We start from the raw sequence: 15,812 nt of genomic DNA, 5'->3' as shown, positions 1-15,812 counted from the left end.
CATGACCGACGTCGCCGACCTCATCGTCACCGGTTCCACGATCCGCACGGCCGATCGGACGCGGCCCCGCGCCGAGGCCTTCGCCGTGCGCGACGGGCGGATCCTCGCCATCGGCGACCGCGCCGACGTGGAGGGCCTCCGCGGGCGCCGCACACGGACGCTCGAGGTCGGCGACGCCGCCGTGTATCCGGGCTTCGTCGATGTGCACAACCATCACGCGCTCGCCGGACGCACCGAGCTGTTCGAGCTGTCGCTGGCGCCGTCGCTGAGCCTCGACGAGATCCTGGACCGGGTGCGCGAGAAGGCGGCGACGCTGCCGGAGGACGCGTGGATCGTCGGCGGCGCCGTGGCCACCACCCTGCTGCCGACCCTCGCGAACACCGCGACCCGGCGGCGGCTCGACGAGGCGGCGGGCGGGCGCCCGGTCGCGCTCATGGAGGACTCCCGGCACAACCGCTGGGCGAACAGCCGGGCGCTGGAGCTGGCGGGCATCACCGCCGGCAGCATCCCGGCGGGCGGCGTCACGCTGCTCGACCCCGACGACGGCACCCCGACCGGCGTGCTGCTGGAGGCGGCGGGCATCCCGGTGCAGGAGGCGTACGACCGCAGCGGCGGACTCACCCCGGAGCAGCACGCGGCCGCCTCCCGCCGCGGCGTCGAGCTGCTGAACTCGTTCGGGATCACGGCCTTCCAGGACGCGGGGGTCTCGGTCGACATCCTGGCCGCGCTCGCCGGGCTCGACCGCGCGGACGAGCTGCACGCGTGGGTGGTGTCGTCGCTGCTCATCAACGACGAGATCTTCGGCTTCGACCCGATCGGCAGTCCCCTGCTCGACCGCGGCGAGGAGTATCGCACCGCCCACCACCGGCCGGACTTCGTGAAGATCTTCCTCGACGGCGTGCCGCCCGCGCGCACCGCCTCGTTCCTCGACCCGTACCCCGCCGACCCGGTGCACGGTGCGCACTTCCACGGCGAGACGACCATGACCCTCGACGAGCTCACCGGCTGGCTGCGCACGGTCGCCGCCCGCGGCCTGGGCGCCAAGGCGCACTGCACGGGCGACGGCTCGGCGCGGCTCGTGCTCGACGCCGCGGAGCAGCTCAGGGCGGAGGGGTTCACCACGCCCGTGCAGATCGCGCACGGGCAGTTCCTCGCCGAGAGCGACATCCCGCGGCTGGCGGCGCTCGACGTCTCGGCCGACATCTCGCCCTTCATCTGGTACCCGGGCGTGATCCCGCAGGCGCTGGCCGACGTGCTGGGTGCGCGGGCCGAGCACTCGCAGCCCAACCGGTCGCTGCTCGACGCGGGCGCCCTCGTCGCCGGCGGTTCGGACTGGCCGGTGAGCGAGTCGCCGAACACCCTGGAGGGACTGCAGGGTCTGGTGACCCGCGCCGATCCGCTCCGGCGCGCGCCGGGCACGCTGTGGCCGGAGCAGGCGCTCACGGCCGAGGAGGCGCTGGAGGTGTTCACGATCAACGCCGCGACCGCGATGGGTCTCGGCGCCGAGACGGGCTCCCTCACGCCGGGCAAGTCCGCGGACTTCGTGGTGCTGGAGCGCGACGCGATCGCCGGGCCCGCCGAGGAGATCGTGCACACGGAGGTCGTGTCGACCTGGTTCGCCGGGCGTCCCGTGCACGAGCGCTGAGCGGCGGATGCGCCGCTACGATGAGGCCATGCGCCGCTTCCCCGCCTCCGTCTACCGCGTGGGCGAGGAGCCCGATCCGCGGTTCTCGCTCGCGAACGAGCGCACGTTCCTGGCCTGGACCCGCACCGGACTCGCGCTGATCGCGGGCGGTGTGGCCCTGGAGGTGCTGGGGCTCGACCTGCACCCGGGATTCCGGCTCGCGGCGTCGCTGCTGCTGATGGTCGCGGGCACCGCGGTCGCTCCCCTCGCGTGGTTCGAGTGGATGCGGGCCGAGCGGGCGCTGCGCCAGTCGCGGCCGCTGCCCGGGGCGCTCTCCGCCGTGCTGCTCGCGGTGGTCGTGGTGACGGTCGGCCTGCTCGTCCTCGCGGGCGTGCTGTGGCGCTGACGGGGCGGCGGCCCTGATGCGGCGGGGGGCGGCGGAACCGGATCGCCTGTACGACCCGGGGCTGCAGCCCGAGCGCACGGAGCTCGCCTGGCGGCGCACGGCCCTGGCGATCGCGATCGGCTCGCTGCTGTCGCTGCGGGTGTTCCCGCTCGCGCTGCCCCCGGCCGCGGGGGCCTGGGGGGTCGTGCCGGGGATCCTCGGGGTGGCCACGGCCTGCGTGCTGTGGGTCGCGGCGCGGCGGCGTCAGGCGCGCACGACCGCGGTGCTGACGGAACGCGCGACCGGACCCCTGCCCGGCGGAGGGCTGCCGCTGCTGCTGACCGTGTTCGCGAGCGGCTTCGGCGTGGTGGCGCTCGTGCTCGTCGCGGTCGCGCAGCTCACGGCCTGAGCCGCGGGGACCGGTGGGGCCGGCCCGGGTCGTGCCCCTCCCGCCTGCGGTCGGTCCGGTGCGGGCGACCCGGACGGACCGGTGCGGTCGGCGCCGGACGGACCGGTGCGGTCGGCGCCGGACGGACCGGTGCGGTCGGCGCCGGCGACCCCTCAGACGCCGGCGCCGACCGCGGTCCCGGTCAGTCGGCGACCGCCAGCACGGCCCGTCCGACGGCCCGCAGCTCGGTCGCGTCATGCGTCGACCGCTGTCCGGGCACGTAGCGCACCCGCCGCAGCTCACCGCCGCGGAACGGGAAGGAACGGTGCCGCTCGTGCAGCTCCCAGTCGACCGGGCCGCCGTAGTCGTAGCCGACGCTGATGCCCGTGAACGGCGCCATCCCGAGCAGCATCGGCACGTCGTCGATGCGGGCGACCTCGGCGCCGTCCACGTCGAGCGCGACCCGCCACCGCAGTCCCGGCCGCTCGTCCACGCGCAGCACCAGCTCGTGCGACCCCGGAGCGAGCCGGGGGCCGTCCGCCCGGTGCATCGCCCCGTACGCGTTGTACGCCAGCAGCGGCGCGCGGTCGTCGAGCGCGAGCAGGTAACCGCCGCCCTGGTCGCCGTGCGCCACGATCACGCCCGCCGCATCGTCGCGTACGAGCACGTCGACCTCGACCAGGAACGACCGCAGCACGGTGAGCTTGGACGACCGGAACCGCTCCAGCGCGGGGCGGAACGGGATGAGGTCGACCGGAGCCGACAGGGGCTCCTCGGTGTCGGGCCGCAGCCGGAACAGGGCGCCCTCGTCGTCGAGCGGGAACACGGTGTTGCGCCAGGCCTCCGCGTGCCACCGCGCCGCCAGGGCCCGGACGCGTTCCGGGTGCAGGGCCGCCACGTCGCGGGTCTCGGTGGGGTCCGCGGCGAGGTCGTACAGCTCCCACACCCCGCCCTCCGGCCCCTCGTCGCGCGTCGGGGGCACGGGCGACAGCGCCTTCCAGCCGCCCTCGACGATCGCCCGCCGTCCGACGCACTCGAAGTACTGCGCCTCCCGGCCGTCGGCCGCGGGGTCGGCGAGCACGGACGCGATGCTGCCGCCGTCCATCTCGAGTGCCGGCCGTCCGTGCCGCTCGTCGAGCGGGGGCACGCCGCACAGCTCCAGGATCGTCGGGGCGAGGTCCGACACGAACACGAACTGGTCGCGCAGGCCGCCCGTCATGGGGGCGTCGGGCCACGACACGATCAGCGGCGCGTGCACCCCGCCCTCGTAGGTCGTGGCCTTGAACGAGCGGAACGGCGTGTTCGACACGCGTGCCCAGCCGGTCGGGTACTGCCCGAACAGCCGCGGGCCGCCGATGTCGTCCACGTCGCGCGGCACGTCGCGCACCCAGCCGTCGGGCATCGCCCCGGAGGCGCCGAACTGGGCGAAGTAGCTGCGGGTGCCCGTCGGGCCGCCCTCCGCGGTGCCGCCGTTGTCGCTCGCGAGCACCACGAGGGTGTTGTCCCACTCGCCGCTGCGCTCCAGGCGCGCGCGCAGCCGCCCCACGCTCTGGTCGATCTCGTCGACCGCCGCCGCGTACACCTCCATGTGCCGGGCGAACAGGCGCTGCTCCTCGGGGTCGAGCGCGTCCCACGCGGGGATGCTCGCGCCGTCGGCGAGCGGGTCGGGCGGCAGTTCGGCGTGCGGGGGCACGATGCCGCGCTCGCGCTGCCGGGCGAACCGCTGCTCGCGCATCCGGTTCCAGCCGTCCTCGTAGCGGCCGCGGTACTTCTCGATGTCGGCCTCCTTGGCCTGGATCGGCCCGTGCACCGAGGTGTGCGCGTAGTAGAGGAAGAAGGGGCGGTCGGGCTCGTTCACGCGCAGGTCGTCGATCATGCCGATCGCGCGGTCGGTCAGCTCGTCGGTGAGGAAGAACCCGTCGGGGAACTCGCGCACGTCCACCACGGAGTTGTCCTGCACGAGCCGGTGCGGGTGGTGCAGCGAGGTGAAGCCGTCCATGCTCCCGAAGTACCGGTCGAACCCGCGCTGCAGCGGCCAGGTGCGGCGGTCGGCGCCGTCGTGCAGCCGCGACTCCAGCGTCAGGTGCCACTTGCCGACCATGAAGGTCGCGTAACCGCCGGCGCGCAGCGATTCCGCGAGGGTGGGGGCCGCCGCGGGCAGCTCGCACGAGAAGCCGGGGTAGCCGGGGTCGACGTGCGCCACGAACCCGAAGCCCGCGCGGTGCGGGTTGAGGCCGGTGAGCAGCGCCGCCCGCGCCGGGGAGCACATCGGCGCGGTGCGGTAGTTCGTGAACACCCAGCCGTCGTCGGCGAGGGCGTCGATGTGGGGCGTGTCGATCTCGCTGCCGAACGGGCCGAGGTCGCTGAAACCCAGGTCGTCGATCAGCATCACGATCACGTTCGGCGCCCCCGCCCGCGCCCGCCGCGGCTCGGGCCACCACGGCTCCGACTCCGACGTGAACTCCGCCGCCGTGCCCTCGAAGCCCTCGTAGCCGCGGGCGTCTGCGGCCGCCATTCAGCCGGCCCTCCGGATCAGCTCGAAGATGCGCGTGCGCAGCTCCGCGAACGCCGGGAGCGCCCGCGTGGTCAGCTGGTCGCGCGGGCCGAGGTCGATGTCGATGATCTCGGTGACCTTGGCCGGCCGCTCGCCCAGCACCACGACGCGGTCGGACAGGTACACGGCCTCGTCGATGTCGTGGGTGACGATCACGATGGTCATGCCGAACTGCTCGCGGATCCGCAGGCACAGGTCCTCCAGCTCGAAGCGCGTCTGCGCGTCGACCGAGGCGAAGGGCTCGTCCATCACCAGCACCTCGGGCCGGTAGGCGATCGCCCGGGCGATGGCGACGCGCTGCTGCATGCCGCCCGACAGCTGCCACGGGAACTTCGCCTCGGCACCGGAGAGGCCGACCGCGGCGAGCGCGGCGCCGATCCGCTCCTCGCGCTCCGCGGCGGGCAGACGCAGGTGCTTCAGGGGCAGCCGCACGTTCTTCTCCACGGTGAGCCACGGCATGAGCGAGCGCGTGTACTCCTGGAACACGAGGGCCATCTCCTGGGGCGGCCCGTCGATGGGCACGCCGTCGATCGCGGCGCTCCCGGCGGTGATGCCCTGGAGCCCGGTGAGGCACTTCAGCAGCGTGGTCTTGCCGATGCCGGACGGGCCGACGATGCAGCACACCTCGCCGGCGCGCACGTCGAACGTGAGGTCGGCGATCACCGGCACGAGGCCGTTGCGGGTCTGGTACGACTTGGCGAGTCCGTCGACGCGCAGGCGCACGGGGGCGCTCTCGATGGTGGTCATGCGTTCTTCTCCTGTTGCTGGGAGGCGATGTACCAGCGCAGCACGCGGCGCCGGAAGAGGGTGAACAGGGCGGTGGCGGCGTAGCCGATGATGCCGAGCACGAGGATGCCCGCCCACATGTCGGGGATCGCGAACGACTGCTGCGCGAGCAGGGTCGCCGCTCCCAGTCCGGTGGAGGAGCCGAGCATCTCGCTCGCGATCATCACGACGAACGCGGTGATGAGACTGACCTGCATGCCGGACAGGATGCGCGGCCCCGCGGCGGGCAGCATCACGGAGAACAGCCGCTCGGGGCCGGTCAGCCGGTAGACGCGGCTGACCATGTCGAGCGTCGGCTCCCCTGCGCGCACCCCGTCGATGGTCGAGATGAGGATCGGGAACACCGCGGCGAGGGTGATCGAGAGGATGCGGGTCTCGGTGCCGAAGCCGATCAGCGACACGAAGATCGGCACGAGCGCGACGGGCGGGATCGCGCGGAAGAAGTGCACGGTCGGTCGGCTCCACCAGCCAGCTGAGCGGACGGATGAGCCCGAGCACCAGGCCGAGCAGCACGCCGATCACGGTCGCCAGCACGAACGACAGCGCGAGGTTGCCGACCGAGGAGGCGACGTCGACCAGGAACGCCGGCGTCTGCGCGAGCTGCCACAGGCGCTGGAGGATCACCTGCAGCGGCGGGAAGAACGCGTTGGTCGAGGCTGCGGAGGCGACCCACCACAGCACGAGCAGCAGCACCGGCACGGCGATCTCCGCACCGATCAGCACGCCCCGCGGGAGACCGCCCTGGCCGCGCCTCCTGGACAGGCGCGAGGGGGTCTGGATCGAGGTGGTCAGGGTCATCACACGACCTGCTTCCGGTACTGGGGGTGCCAGTGCAGCAGCCGCCGCTCGCCCCACTGGCTCAGTCCCTGCACGAGCAGGCCGAGCACGCCGAGGAGGAGCACGTAGGCGAACAGCTGCGCCTGGTTGCCGCTGATCTGCGACAGCAGCAGGCTCTGGCCGAGACCGGGCCCGCCGCCGAGCAGCCCGGCCACGACCGCGACCACGAGCGAGGTGGGCGCCGCGACGCGGATCGCGGTGCCGATGTAGGGCAGGGCGCTGGGCAGCACGATGCGGCCGAGGATCTCGCCGCGCCCCATGCCGTACGAACGCCCGGTCGCCCTGGCCACCGGATCGGTGTCGAAGACGCCGGCGGAGGCCTGCACGGCGATCGCGATGAAGCAGCCGAAGAACACCAGGAAGATCCCCATGCCAAGGGTGGGCCCGAGCACGAGCACCACCACGGGCAGGATCACGATCGGCGGGATCGGCTTGAGGAACTCGAGGGGCACGCGGGTGGCGTGCATCGCCAGGGGCGAGGTGCCGATCGCGACGCCCAGCACCACGCCGATCACGATGGCGAGCACGAGCCCGACGAGCGCCATGGTGAGGGTGTCGCCGAGCGCGGTCCAGGTGGCGGGGGTGCCGAGCAGGCGCACGGCCTCGCCGATCGCGGCGGTCGCGGGCGGCAGCGGGGAGTCGGCGAGGGGCCCGGCGGTCGCGGACCACTCCCAGAGGGCCAGCGCCGCGAGGACGCCGACCGCTCCGACGAGGGGTGGGACGAGGGGGGAACGGGTCATGGTGCTCACTCCGCGGCGACGACGACGCCCTCGAGGTCGACCGGGGACGGCAGGAAGCCGAGCTTCCCGAGCTTCTCGTTCACGCGCTCGAGGTCGATCGGGGCGACCTCGGCGGGCCAGAACGGGAGCTTGACCTCGTCGACCGTGAGCGTCGAGCCGGTGGCGTCGATGCCGGCCTGGATCGCGTCCTCCGGATGCTCGTTCGCGTAGGCGTTGCTCTTGGCGATGGCCCGCTGGAACGCGGCGATCGCGTCGGCCTTGCCCGAGAGGGTGCTCTCCCCCGTGGTCCACAGTCCGACGGCGCCCTCCTCGAAGAAGCCGACCGACGGGGCGGAGACGAACGTCGCCCCGGCCGCGGCGGCCTCGCCGGTGAACGGGCTCACGAGGCCGGCCGCGTCGACGGTGCCGCTCTTGAGCGCCGCGACCGCGGAGGTGAAGTCGAGCACGACCCACTCGACCGAGGAGGGATCGACGCCGGCGCGGTCGAGGGCATCGGTGATCACGACCTCCAGCTGCGCCTTGCGGGCGGGGATGGCGATGGTCGCGCCCTCCAGGTCGGCGACGTCGGTGATGCCGCTCGCCGCGGAGGCGTAGAGGCCGGTGTCGTCGACCTCGGCCGGGTCCTCGGCGTCGGCCGCGCCGTCGACGTAACCGTCGGCGGGAGCCACGACCTTGAGCGGCACCCCGCTCGCGAGCGCGTTGAGCAGCGGGATGCTGGGGGCGTAGGCGATGTCGACCTGGCCGCTCTGCGCGGCGGCGAGGCCCGCAGGCGGGTTGGCGACCACCGACGTCTCGATCGCCAGGCCCTCGTCCTCGAAGAAGCCCTGCTCCTGTCCGAGCAGCAGCGCCCCGTCGGAGACGAGTCCGATGGTGGCGACCTTGAGGGTGGTCAGCTCGCCGCCCGCGCCCGAGCCGGAGCCGGAGCCGGAGTCGGCCGGGGACGACGTGCACGCGGCCAGCGCGAGCACTCCCGCCGCGGCGACCACTCCGGCCGCCCGTCGTGCGAGTCGATTCATGTTCATGGAGAACTCCTCTTCGAGTTAGTCACCGGCTGGTGATTTTAAAGATCGTACTCGTGCCTTGCAGGGCTGCGGTTACGATCGGGTTACGTTAGTCACCGAATGGTGACGAAAAAGGTCATGCAGATGAGGGTTGATGCAGAGGGGGATATCGATGCCGAAGATCGTCGACCACGACGAGCGCCGCGACCACATCGCCGACGCCGCCACGCAGGTCATCATCCGGGTGGGATTCGACAAGCTCACCATGCGGGAGATCGCGACCGAGGCGGGGTACGCGCACGGCGCGATCGCCCGGTACTTCCCCGACAAGCGCAGCGTCCTCACCGCCGCGTTCCTCCGGCTGTACACGCTCGCGAACGACCGCATCCACGCGCGCATCGAGGGCGTGCGGGGGCTGGAGGCCCTGGAGCGCATGTGCCGCGAGATCCTGCCCTACAGCCCGAACGGCCCGCTGTACGCGAAGGTCGTGATCGCTTTCTGGGACCACGCCTCGCAGGACGAGGAGGTCACGCGCATCCACCGCGTGAACAACCTGCACTGGCGCGACCTGTTCCGCCAGTGCCTGATCGAGGCGCGCGACGACGGCGAGCTGGCCGACCACGTCGACATCGAGACGGCGGTCAACGAGATCGCGTCCCGCAACGCCGGCTGGCAGATGATCTCGGTGCTGATGCCGGACTCCGCGGGGGACGGACGGCTGAACGACGCGCTCGACGCACTGCTGTCGACGCTGCGCCGCCCGGCCGCCCCGCCCTCCCGCTGATCGCACCGGACCCTCCCCCGTCAGCCCGCCAGGACGAAGCGCGCGCCGCGCTCCCCGATCATGGCGGCCGGTGCGTTCGTGTTGCCGGTGGGGACCGTGGGCATGACCGAGGCGTCGACGACGCGGAGGCCGTCGATGCCGCGCACCCGCAGCTGCGGATCCACCACGGCCTCGGCGTCGGAGCCCATGCGGCACGTGCCGACCTGGTGGTGGTAGGTGATGGCGGTGCGGCGCACCCAGTCCTCGACCGCGTCGTCGGGCACGTCCGGCCCCGGGTAGACCTCGGTCGCACCCCACTCCTCGGCGAGCGCCGGCCGGGTGCCGATGCGGCGGCACTGGCGCACGGAGGCGGCGAGGGCGTCGGCGTCGCGCTGGTCTTCGAGGGCGGCGAGGTCGATCGCGGGCGGGTCGGCGAGTCCCGGCCCGGTGAGCCGGAGCGACCCGCGGCTGTACGGCGTGACGAGACCGGCCATGAGGGTGAAGCCGTCGCTGCCGCGCGGCTCCAGCTCGCCCCACATCGGCACGGAGAAGTGGATGGGCTGGGTGTCGGGTTCGGGCAGGCCCTCGCGGCTCCGCCAGAACAGGTGGCTCTGGGTCACGGAGACACCGGGCTGCGGCGGGCCGACGGGCTTCTTCCCGGTGGCGAAGATCACGGGCGACAGCAGGTGGTCGTGCAGGTTCCTGCCCACGCCGGGCGCGTCGAGCACCACGGGGATGCCGAGTGCGTCGAGCTCGACGGCCGGGCCGATGCCGGAGCGCAGCAGGATCACCGGCGTGCCGATCGCGCCTGCCGCGAGGATCACCTCGTCGGCGCGCACCTCCTCCGTCTCCGCCCCCTCGCCCAGCCGCACGCCGACCGCGCGGCCGTCGTGCACGATCACGGAGTGCACCTCGCGGCCGGTGAGGATGGTGAGCTGCTCGGCGATCGGCTGCGCGTACGCGGTCCACGTGTTCACGCGGCGTCCGTCGCGCATCGTCACCTGCTCCTGCGAGACCCCGTCGAGCACACCGCCGTTGTAGTTCGGGTTGTGCGGCAGGCCCTCCTGCACGGCCGCCTCGATGATCGACGCCTGGATCGGCGAGAGCGGATAGTCGTCGGTGACCGGGAGCAGGTCGTTCTCGATCGCGGCGAACACCGGCTCCACGTCGGCCCAGCTCCAGCCCGTGGCGCCCTCGCGGTCCCAGCGGTCGTAGTCGGACGCGGCGCCGCGCACCCAGATCATCGCGTTGAGCGCGTGCGACCCGCCCGTGACCTTGCCGCGGGGCAGGTGCAGTCGACGGCCTCCCGCATGGGGCTGCGGCACCGTGAAGAAGTCCCAGTCCTCGGCCGAGTGCCACAGCTCCCCCGCACGGGACGGGTCGTGGATGGCCGGGTTGGTGTCGTAGCCGCCCGCCTCGATCAGCGTGACCGCCACGCCCGCATCGCTGAGGCGCCGCGCGACGATCGCGCCCGACGTGCCGGCGCCCACGACGATCGCGGACCGGATCGCGGGCTGCTCCGACTCCGGGTTCTCGGCCGCGCCCGGGTTCTCGGTCACGCCCGGGTTCACAGCCGCGCCCGGGTTCACTGCCGCGCCCGGGTCCTCGGCCGCGCCCGGCCCCTCGGTCACGCCCGGGTTCTCGGCTGCCACGGTCAGGCCTTGCGCCCGGGGCCGGACACGACCTGGGTGACCGCGACCGACTTGAGGCCCTCGACGCCGAACTCCAGACCGTAGCCGGAGCTCTTGACGCCGCCGAACGGCACCATCGGGTGCAGGCCGCCGTGCGAGTTGATCCACACGGTGCCGGACTGCATGCGCGACGCGGCCTCGCGGGCGGCCTCGGGGTCGCTCGACCACACGGACGCGCCGAGGCCGACGTCGAGCGCGTTGGCGAGGTCGAACGCCTCGTCCACGTCGCTGTAGCGGATGACGGGCAGCGCCGGGCCGAACTGCTCTTCCTGCACGAGCGCGGCGTCGTTGTCGATGTCGGCCACGATCGTCGGGCGGTAGAACAGCTCGCCGAGGTCGGATGCGGGCTCGCCGCCGGTGACGATCCGGGCGCCGCGGCTCTTCGCGTCTTCCACGAGCCGGCTGACGATGTCGAACTGCGGGCGGTTCTGCAGCGGCCCGAGCACGTTGCCCTCGTCGAGGCCGTTGCCCATGGGCACCTGCTCGGCGATCGCGGCGAGCGCGTTCACCACGTCGTCGTAGATCGAGTCGTGCACGTAGAGGCGCTTCATGGCGGCGCAGGTCTGGCCGGTGTTGATGAAGGCGCCCCAGAACAGGTCTTCGGCGATCGCGGCGGCGTCGGTGCCGGGGAGCACGATGCCGGCGTCGTTGCCGCCCAGCTCGAGGGTGAGGCGGGCGAGGTTGCCTGCGGAGCTCTCGATGATGCGGCGGCCGGTCGCGGTGGAGCCGGTGAACATGATCTTGTCGATGTCGGGGTGGGAGGCCAGTCGCGCACCGACCTCGCGGTCGCCGGAGATGCCGATGAGCACATCCGCGGGCAGCACCTCGTTCATGACGGCCAGCATCGCGAGCACGCTCAGCGGGGTGTACTCGCTGGGCTTCGCGACGACCGTGTTGCCCATGCGCAGCGACGGCCCGATCTGCCAGATGGTGATCATGAGGGGCCAGTTCCACGGGCCGATCGCGCCGACGACGCCCGCCGCCTTGTACACGAGCTCGGCGTGCAGGGTCTCGTCGTCGACCAGCACCTGCGGTTCGAGCACGGTGGTGGCGTTGGTGCGCAGCCACGCGGAGCAGGCCCCCAGCTCGAAGCGCGCGTTCGGGCCGTTGAGCGGCTTGCCCTGCTCGCGCGACAGCAGATAGGCGAGGCCCTCCGCGTTGGCGTCGATCGCGTCGGCCGCGGCCAGGAGGAGTTCGCTGCGCTGCTCGTGTCCGAGGGCCTCCCATGCGGGCTGCGCTGCCTTGGCGCGGGCGATCGCATCGTCGAGGTCGGCGACCGTCGCGACGGGGGCGCGGCCGATGACCTCCCGGGTCGCGGCGTCCGGGATCTCCCGGCCGGCACCCTCCGGCGCCTGGATGCGGTCGAGCAGAGCGGCGGCTGCGGACGCGGCGGAATCGGTGGATCCCGAGTCGACGGCTACGGGAACGGCGGAATCGGACATCGGTGTCTCTCCTTCGGCGGGTCACGGCGCGGACGCCGGTCTTCTTCTCATTGTCGGTCGGCCCCTCCGACGGCACTTGTCGCGGAGCGCGCCGCAGATGTCTCCGCGCGAAGGATGCGTGCGCGGCGGGCGTGCGGCGGCTCCGCACCGGGGCGCGGCCCCCTCGGCGGCGGGGTGCGCCATCGTCGCGCGGGATCCCACCAGGCCGGTCCTCGCACCTGGGGCACTCCCCCTCGCATGCGGATCTGCCAGCCGGACGTGTCGAGCGTGCGGTGATGGTGCCAGCACAGCGCGACGCCGTTGTCGGTGTGGGTCGGGCCCCCGCGGGCATGCTCCGTGACGTGGTGGATCTCGCACCAGGCGGCGGGGACGTGGCACCCGGGGATGAGGCACTCGCGATCTCGGACACTCATCGCGCGGCGCTGCGCGGTCGTGAAGATCCGCTCGCTCGACCCGAGCCCGACGATCCGCCCGTCCGCCCCGAGGACGACCCGCTGCACCGTGCCGCCGCAGGCCGCGTGCGCGGCGACCCGGGTCGAGACCGGTGTGCCGACGCCCTCGACCTGCGCCCAGCCTCGTCCTCGGGCGAAGTCCTCGGCGGCGACCGTGACCACCAGGGTCGGGGCGCCGCCACCCAACCGCGGCATGTCGTCGTGGCGGGCCGCGATCCCCAGGGCCGCCGCGAGCGCATCGTGCTGCTTCTGCGCGCGGGTCCGCCCATCGACCATCCCTCCGGCATCTCCGGACGGGAGCGCGTCGCCCTCCGGAGAGAGCGGCAGGTCGCCGGCGGAGGCGTCATCGAGATCTGCGGACGGGACGAAGTGGACGCCGGGAACCGGCGGTCCCTCGACCTTCGGGTTCAGATACGCGTCCCAGATCCGCTGCAGTTGCCCCGCGACCTCGGGCAGCAGCGCGCCCCGGATCGGGATGACGCCGTCCTTGGCGCGTGCGAGCACCACGCCCCGAGCTCGCATCGCGATGTCTTCCGCAGGCTCCGCGCCATCGGGATCGAGATACTGCAGGATCATCTGTGCCCGCACCCGCAGATCCTGGGGAGTCGGCACGGGGCCTGCCTCGTGCCCGTCCGGTGGGCGTGCGTCGCGCGCGCCCCGTCCGCCCCGTCGCCGGCCACCGCGCCCTCGCCGGCCGCCGCGCCCTCACAGGTCTCCGCGCCGCGCGCGACCTCAGCCAGATACGCGTCGGCCCGCCACCGGTCTTCGAGGCGTACGCGGGCGCCGGCCTGCTCGATCGGCCCGGTCGCGGCCAGCAGCCCCGTCACGCCGATCGCCCCCTCGACGAGGGCGTCGCGCAGCGCCGGCCACCGCGCCGGGAGCCACTCCCCGGAGGAGAGGTCGACCTCGCGGCGCACCAGCCGCGCGGCCTTCAGCGTCCGTGCGGCGGTCGCCGCGTCCACCCGGAGGACGCGTTGCAGGAGCTCGTTCATCGACCGGCAGCCGAGCCGCCCGCAGAACGCCGGCTCCCCCGACCCCGCAGGACGCTGATCGACGTTCGCGACCGCTTCCACGACCACGGCCTCCACCCGTCGCTGGATCTCGCCCGCCACCCGCAGCAGCTCCATCATGTCCCCCGCGGCGAGAGCACTCAGGGTGCCGGATCGCAGCACCGCATCGAGGGCGACGACCGTGTCGCCCAGAACCGCTGCCGATGTGCTCTCCATGGGACGATTCCATCGGGGGCCACCGACATTCGGAGCCGGATAACCCCAGGCCAGAGAGATATTCCGGAACACGCGAGCGAGACATCCCGTACCAGCGCGGGCTCGCGGACAGCCCTCGACGGCAGCGCACGACGGGCGCACGATCAACCGCCCGCCCCGTCTCCACGTCGTTCACCCGGGCACCACGTCGCCGTGGCTCGAGCGTCAGGTGCGGTCGTCGTCCTCGAAGATCAGGATCGTGCGGGTCGACCGGATCGAGGGGATCGCCTGGATGTCCTCGAGCACGATGCGGCGGAGGTCGCGGGCGTCGTTCGCCCGCACGAGCAGGAGCACGTCGAAGTCTCCGCCGACCAGGGCGATGTGCTCGATCTCGGGGATCGCCCGCAGCCGAGCCCGGACGTCCTGCCACGTGGCCTGCTCGATCGCGAGGGTCACGTAGGCACTCGCGTGGTGACCCAGCAGCACGGGGTCGGTGCGCACGGTGTAGCCGGTGATGACCCCCGCGTCGGTCAGCCTCTTGATGCGCGCGTGCGCCCCGGCACGGGAGATGTGCACGGCCTCGGCGATCGCGGTCATCGACGCCCGCGCGTCCCGTCGGAGCTCGGCGAGGATCGCGCGATCCGTGTCGTCCAGGGCCGTCATGGCACCCCTCTCATCCCGTTCTGAATCCTGACATTGTGAACGCCAGATCCGCAACCATCGTGCAATCGTCCACGATCTGACCGGGGATATTGGATGACTGTCGCGACCGGGGCATGCTGTCCTCATCGAGTTCGGCGAGGGAGGCGGACGATGCTGCACACGGACCTGCTGCCGCGGGACACCGCGGTGAATCTGATCACGGCGGACGGCACGACCGTCCACGACGAGGCCTACGCGCTGCCTGACGCGGACACGCTGCTCACCGCCTACCGGGGTCTCGTCGAGGGCCGCCGCATCAACGAGCAGGCCAACGCGCTCGTGCGACAGGGGCGCCTCGCCGTGTACCCGTCCTCGCACGGACAGGAGGCGTGCCAGGTCGCGGCGGCCATGGTGCTCGGCGACCGGGACTGGCTGTTCCCGACCTACCGCGACTCGGTCGCCGTGATCGCCCGCGGTGTCGCTCCGGCCGAGGCTCTGGTGCTCCTCAAGGGCGACTGGCACTCGGGGTATGACGTCCGCGCGCACCGGGTCGCACCGCAGGCCACTCCCCTGGCCACGCAGCTGCTGCACGCGGTGGGGTTCGCGCAGGCGGCGAAACACCGCGGGGAGGACACGGTCGTGCTGGCCCTGTGCGGCGACGGCGCGACGAGCGAGGGCGACTTCCACGAGGCGATGAACTTCGCCGCCGTGTTCCACGTGCCGGTCGTGTTCTTCGTGCAGAACAACGAGTTCGCCATCTCGGTGCCCCTGTCGCGCCAGACGGCCGCTCCCTCGCTCGCCCACAAGGCGATCGGCTACGGCATGCCGGGCCAGCGCGTCGACGGCAACGACGTCGCGGCCGTGCTGGCGGTGCTGACCGAGGCCGTGGATCGCGCGCGGGCGGGCGGCGGGCCGTCGCTCGTCGAGGCGCACACGTATCGCATGCAGGCGCACACGAACGCCGATGACGACACCCGCTACCGCGAGCGCGACGAGGTGCAGGCGTGGATCGCCCGTGACCCGCTGCTGCGACTGCGCGCACACCTGACCGCCGCTGGCGCGCTCGACGAGGACACCGAGAAGCGCTTCGCCGCCGGGGCGGAGGAGATCGCCGCCGCGATGCGCGAGGCGCTCAACACCGACGCCGATCTCGACCCGGAAGACCTGTTCCGCTTCGTGACCACGAGCCGGTCGCCTCAGCTCGAGGAACAGTGGCAGCTGCTGCACGGCGAGCTCGAACGAGACGGGCTCGCCCACGCCGCAGCCGCGACGAACGGAGGACAGCGATGAGCATCGCCGAGC

General features: G+C 72.9%; 15 protein-coding genes. 5 read left to right on the top strand and 10 right to left on the bottom strand.

Annotated elements, in window-relative coordinates:
- Nucleotide 1: 1 nt before the first annotated feature.
- Genes ACFWCH_RS10655 through ACFWCH_RS10645 form a run of 3 tightly spaced genes read left to right on the top strand, consistent with a single transcriptional unit; the run spans nt 2 to nt 2,418 of the window.
- Nucleotides 2–1,645 carry an amidohydrolase gene (locus ACFWCH_RS10655; RefSeq protein WP_206251586.1) on the top strand — a complete coding sequence of 548 codons (1,644 nt, stop codon included), beginning with the start codon at nt 2–4 and terminating at the stop codon, nt 1,643–1,645.
- Nucleotides 1,646–1,673: 28 nt separating this feature from the next.
- Nucleotides 1,674–2,030 (top strand): YidH family protein, encoded by a 357-nt coding sequence (locus tag ACFWCH_RS10650; RefSeq protein ID WP_136029142.1) that lies wholly within the window; start codon nt 1,674–1,676, stop codon nt 2,028–2,030.
- 16 nt (nt 2,031–2,046) lie between these two features.
- Complete coding sequence (locus ACFWCH_RS10645) at nt 2,047–2,418, top strand: DUF202 domain-containing protein (RefSeq protein ID WP_206251588.1); 372 nt, start codon at nt 2,047–2,049, stop codon at nt 2,416–2,418.
- A gap of 181 nt (nt 2,419–2,599) precedes the next feature.
- On the opposite strand, the gene ACFWCH_RS10640 is transcribed toward ACFWCH_RS10645, so the two are convergent.
- From ACFWCH_RS10640 to ACFWCH_RS10620, 5 genes are all read right to left on the bottom strand, one after another.
- Nucleotides 2,600–4,912 (bottom strand): arylsulfatase, encoded by a 2,313-nt coding sequence (locus ACFWCH_RS10640; protein WP_378803511.1) that lies wholly within the window; start codon nt 4,910–4,912, stop codon nt 2,600–2,602.
- Nucleotides 4,913–5,698 carry an ABC transporter ATP-binding protein gene (locus ACFWCH_RS10635; protein ID WP_136029137.1) on the bottom strand — a complete coding sequence of 262 codons (786 nt, stop codon included), beginning with the start codon at nt 5,696–5,698 and terminating at the stop codon, nt 4,913–4,915.
- Nucleotides 5,695–6,186 (bottom strand): ABC transporter permease, encoded by a 492-nt coding sequence (locus tag ACFWCH_RS10630; protein WP_378803510.1) that lies wholly within the window; start codon nt 6,184–6,186, stop codon nt 5,695–5,697. The genes ACFWCH_RS10635 and ACFWCH_RS10630 overlap by 4 nt, the downstream gene beginning before the upstream one ends.
- Before the next feature lie 348 nt (nt 6,187–6,534).
- Entirely contained in the window at nt 6,535–7,314 is a 780-nt protein-coding gene (locus tag ACFWCH_RS10625; RefSeq protein WP_136029132.1) for an ABC transporter permease, read from the bottom strand.
- A gap of 5 nt (nt 7,315–7,319) precedes the next feature.
- Nucleotides 7,320–8,336, bottom strand: coding sequence for an ABC transporter substrate-binding protein (locus tag ACFWCH_RS10620; protein ID WP_136029131.1), 1,017 nt, complete (start codon nt 8,334–8,336; stop codon nt 7,320–7,322).
- Nucleotides 8,337–8,487: 151 nt separating this feature from the next.
- On the opposite strand from ACFWCH_RS10620, the gene ACFWCH_RS10615 reads away from it, so the two are divergent.
- A complete protein-coding gene (locus ACFWCH_RS10615; protein WP_136029129.1) occupies nt 8,488–9,099 on the top strand; it encodes a TetR/AcrR family transcriptional regulator in 612 nt (203 codons plus the stop codon).
- A gap of 20 nt (nt 9,100–9,119) precedes the next feature.
- Here the strand turns inward: ACFWCH_RS10615 and ACFWCH_RS10610 are convergent, their stop codons facing one another.
- From ACFWCH_RS10610 to ACFWCH_RS10590, 5 genes are all read right to left on the bottom strand, one after another.
- Complete coding sequence (locus ACFWCH_RS10610; RefSeq protein WP_378803853.1) at nt 9,120–10,586, bottom strand: GMC family oxidoreductase; 1,467 nt, start codon at nt 10,584–10,586, stop codon at nt 9,120–9,122.
- A gap of 146 nt (nt 10,587–10,732) precedes the next feature.
- Nucleotides 10,733–12,211, bottom strand: coding sequence for an aldehyde dehydrogenase family protein (locus ACFWCH_RS10605; RefSeq protein ID WP_378803509.1), 1,479 nt, complete (start codon nt 12,209–12,211; stop codon nt 10,733–10,735).
- A 47-nt stretch (nt 12,212–12,258) separates the two neighbouring features.
- A complete protein-coding gene (locus ACFWCH_RS10600; protein WP_378803508.1) occupies nt 12,259–13,275 on the bottom strand; it encodes a DUF222 domain-containing protein in 1,017 nt (338 codons plus the stop codon).
- Nucleotides 13,236–13,889 (bottom strand): hypothetical protein, encoded by a 654-nt coding sequence (locus ACFWCH_RS10595; protein ID WP_378803507.1) that lies wholly within the window; start codon nt 13,887–13,889, stop codon nt 13,236–13,238. The genes ACFWCH_RS10600 and ACFWCH_RS10595 overlap by 40 nt, the downstream gene beginning before the upstream one ends.
- Nucleotides 13,890–14,093: 204 nt before the next feature.
- Nucleotides 14,094–14,531, bottom strand: a complete 438-nt coding sequence (locus tag ACFWCH_RS10590) for an Lrp/AsnC family transcriptional regulator (protein WP_205812604.1) — start codon at nt 14,529–14,531, stop codon at nt 14,094–14,096.
- A 150-nt stretch (nt 14,532–14,681) separates the two neighbouring features.
- On the opposite strand from ACFWCH_RS10590, the gene pdhA reads away from it, so the two are divergent.
- On the top strand, nt 14,682–15,800 hold the full coding sequence (gene pdhA / locus ACFWCH_RS10585) for a pyruvate dehydrogenase (acetyl-transferring) E1 component subunit alpha (RefSeq protein ID WP_136029125.1): 1,119 nt from the start codon (nt 14,682–14,684) through the stop codon (nt 15,798–15,800).
- The last annotated feature ends 12 nt before the right edge of the window (nt 15,801–15,812 follow it).

Source organism: Microbacterium sp. NPDC060132, assembly GCF_042729675.1.
Lineage (GTDB): Bacteria > Actinomycetota > Actinomycetes > Actinomycetales > Microbacteriaceae > Microbacterium > Microbacterium sufflavum.
The sequence above is the reverse complement of the archived record's forward strand: the minus strand, read 5'-3'. Positions and strand labels throughout refer to the sequence as shown.

What these genes read in the sequence shown, in the direction of transcription:
- ACFWCH_RS10655 (WP_206251586.1), top strand. Translation starts at nt 2, where the DNA reads ATGACCGACGTCGCCGACCTCATCGTCACCGGTTCCACGATCCGCACG.
- ACFWCH_RS10650 (WP_136029142.1), top strand. Translation starts at nt 1,674, where the DNA reads ATGCGCCGCTTCCCCGCCTCCGTCTACCGCGTGGGCGAGGAGCCCGAT.
- ACFWCH_RS10645 (WP_206251588.1), top strand. Translation starts at nt 2,047, where the DNA reads ATGCGGCGGGGGGCGGCGGAACCGGATCGCCTGTACGACCCGGGGCTG.
- ACFWCH_RS10640 (WP_378803511.1), bottom strand. Translation starts at nt 4,912, where the DNA reads ATGGCGGCCGCAGACGCCCGCGGCTACGAGGGCTTCGAGGGCACGGCG.
- ACFWCH_RS10635 (WP_136029137.1), bottom strand. Translation starts at nt 5,698, where the DNA reads ATGACCACCATCGAGAGCGCCCCCGTGCGCCTGCGCGTCGACGGACTC.
- ACFWCH_RS10625 (WP_136029132.1), bottom strand. Translation starts at nt 7,314, where the DNA reads ATGACCCGTTCCCCCCTCGTCCCACCCCTCGTCGGAGCGGTCGGCGTC.
- ACFWCH_RS10620 (WP_136029131.1), bottom strand. Translation starts at nt 8,336, where the DNA reads ATGAACATGAATCGACTCGCACGACGGGCGGCCGGAGTGGTCGCCGCG.
- ACFWCH_RS10615 (WP_136029129.1), top strand. Translation starts at nt 8,488, where the DNA reads ATGCCGAAGATCGTCGACCACGACGAGCGCCGCGACCACATCGCCGAC.
- ACFWCH_RS10605 (WP_378803509.1), bottom strand. Translation starts at nt 12,211, where the DNA reads ATGTCCGATTCCGCCGTTCCCGTAGCCGTCGACTCGGGATCCACCGAT.
- ACFWCH_RS10595 (WP_378803507.1), bottom strand. Translation starts at nt 13,889, where the DNA reads ATGGAGAGCACATCGGCAGCGGTTCTGGGCGACACGGTCGTCGCCCTC.
- ACFWCH_RS10590 (WP_205812604.1), bottom strand. Translation starts at nt 14,531, where the DNA reads ATGACGGCCCTGGACGACACGGATCGCGCGATCCTCGCCGAGCTCCGA.
- pdhA (WP_136029125.1), top strand. Translation starts at nt 14,682, where the DNA reads ATGCTGCACACGGACCTGCTGCCGCGGGACACCGCGGTGAATCTGATC.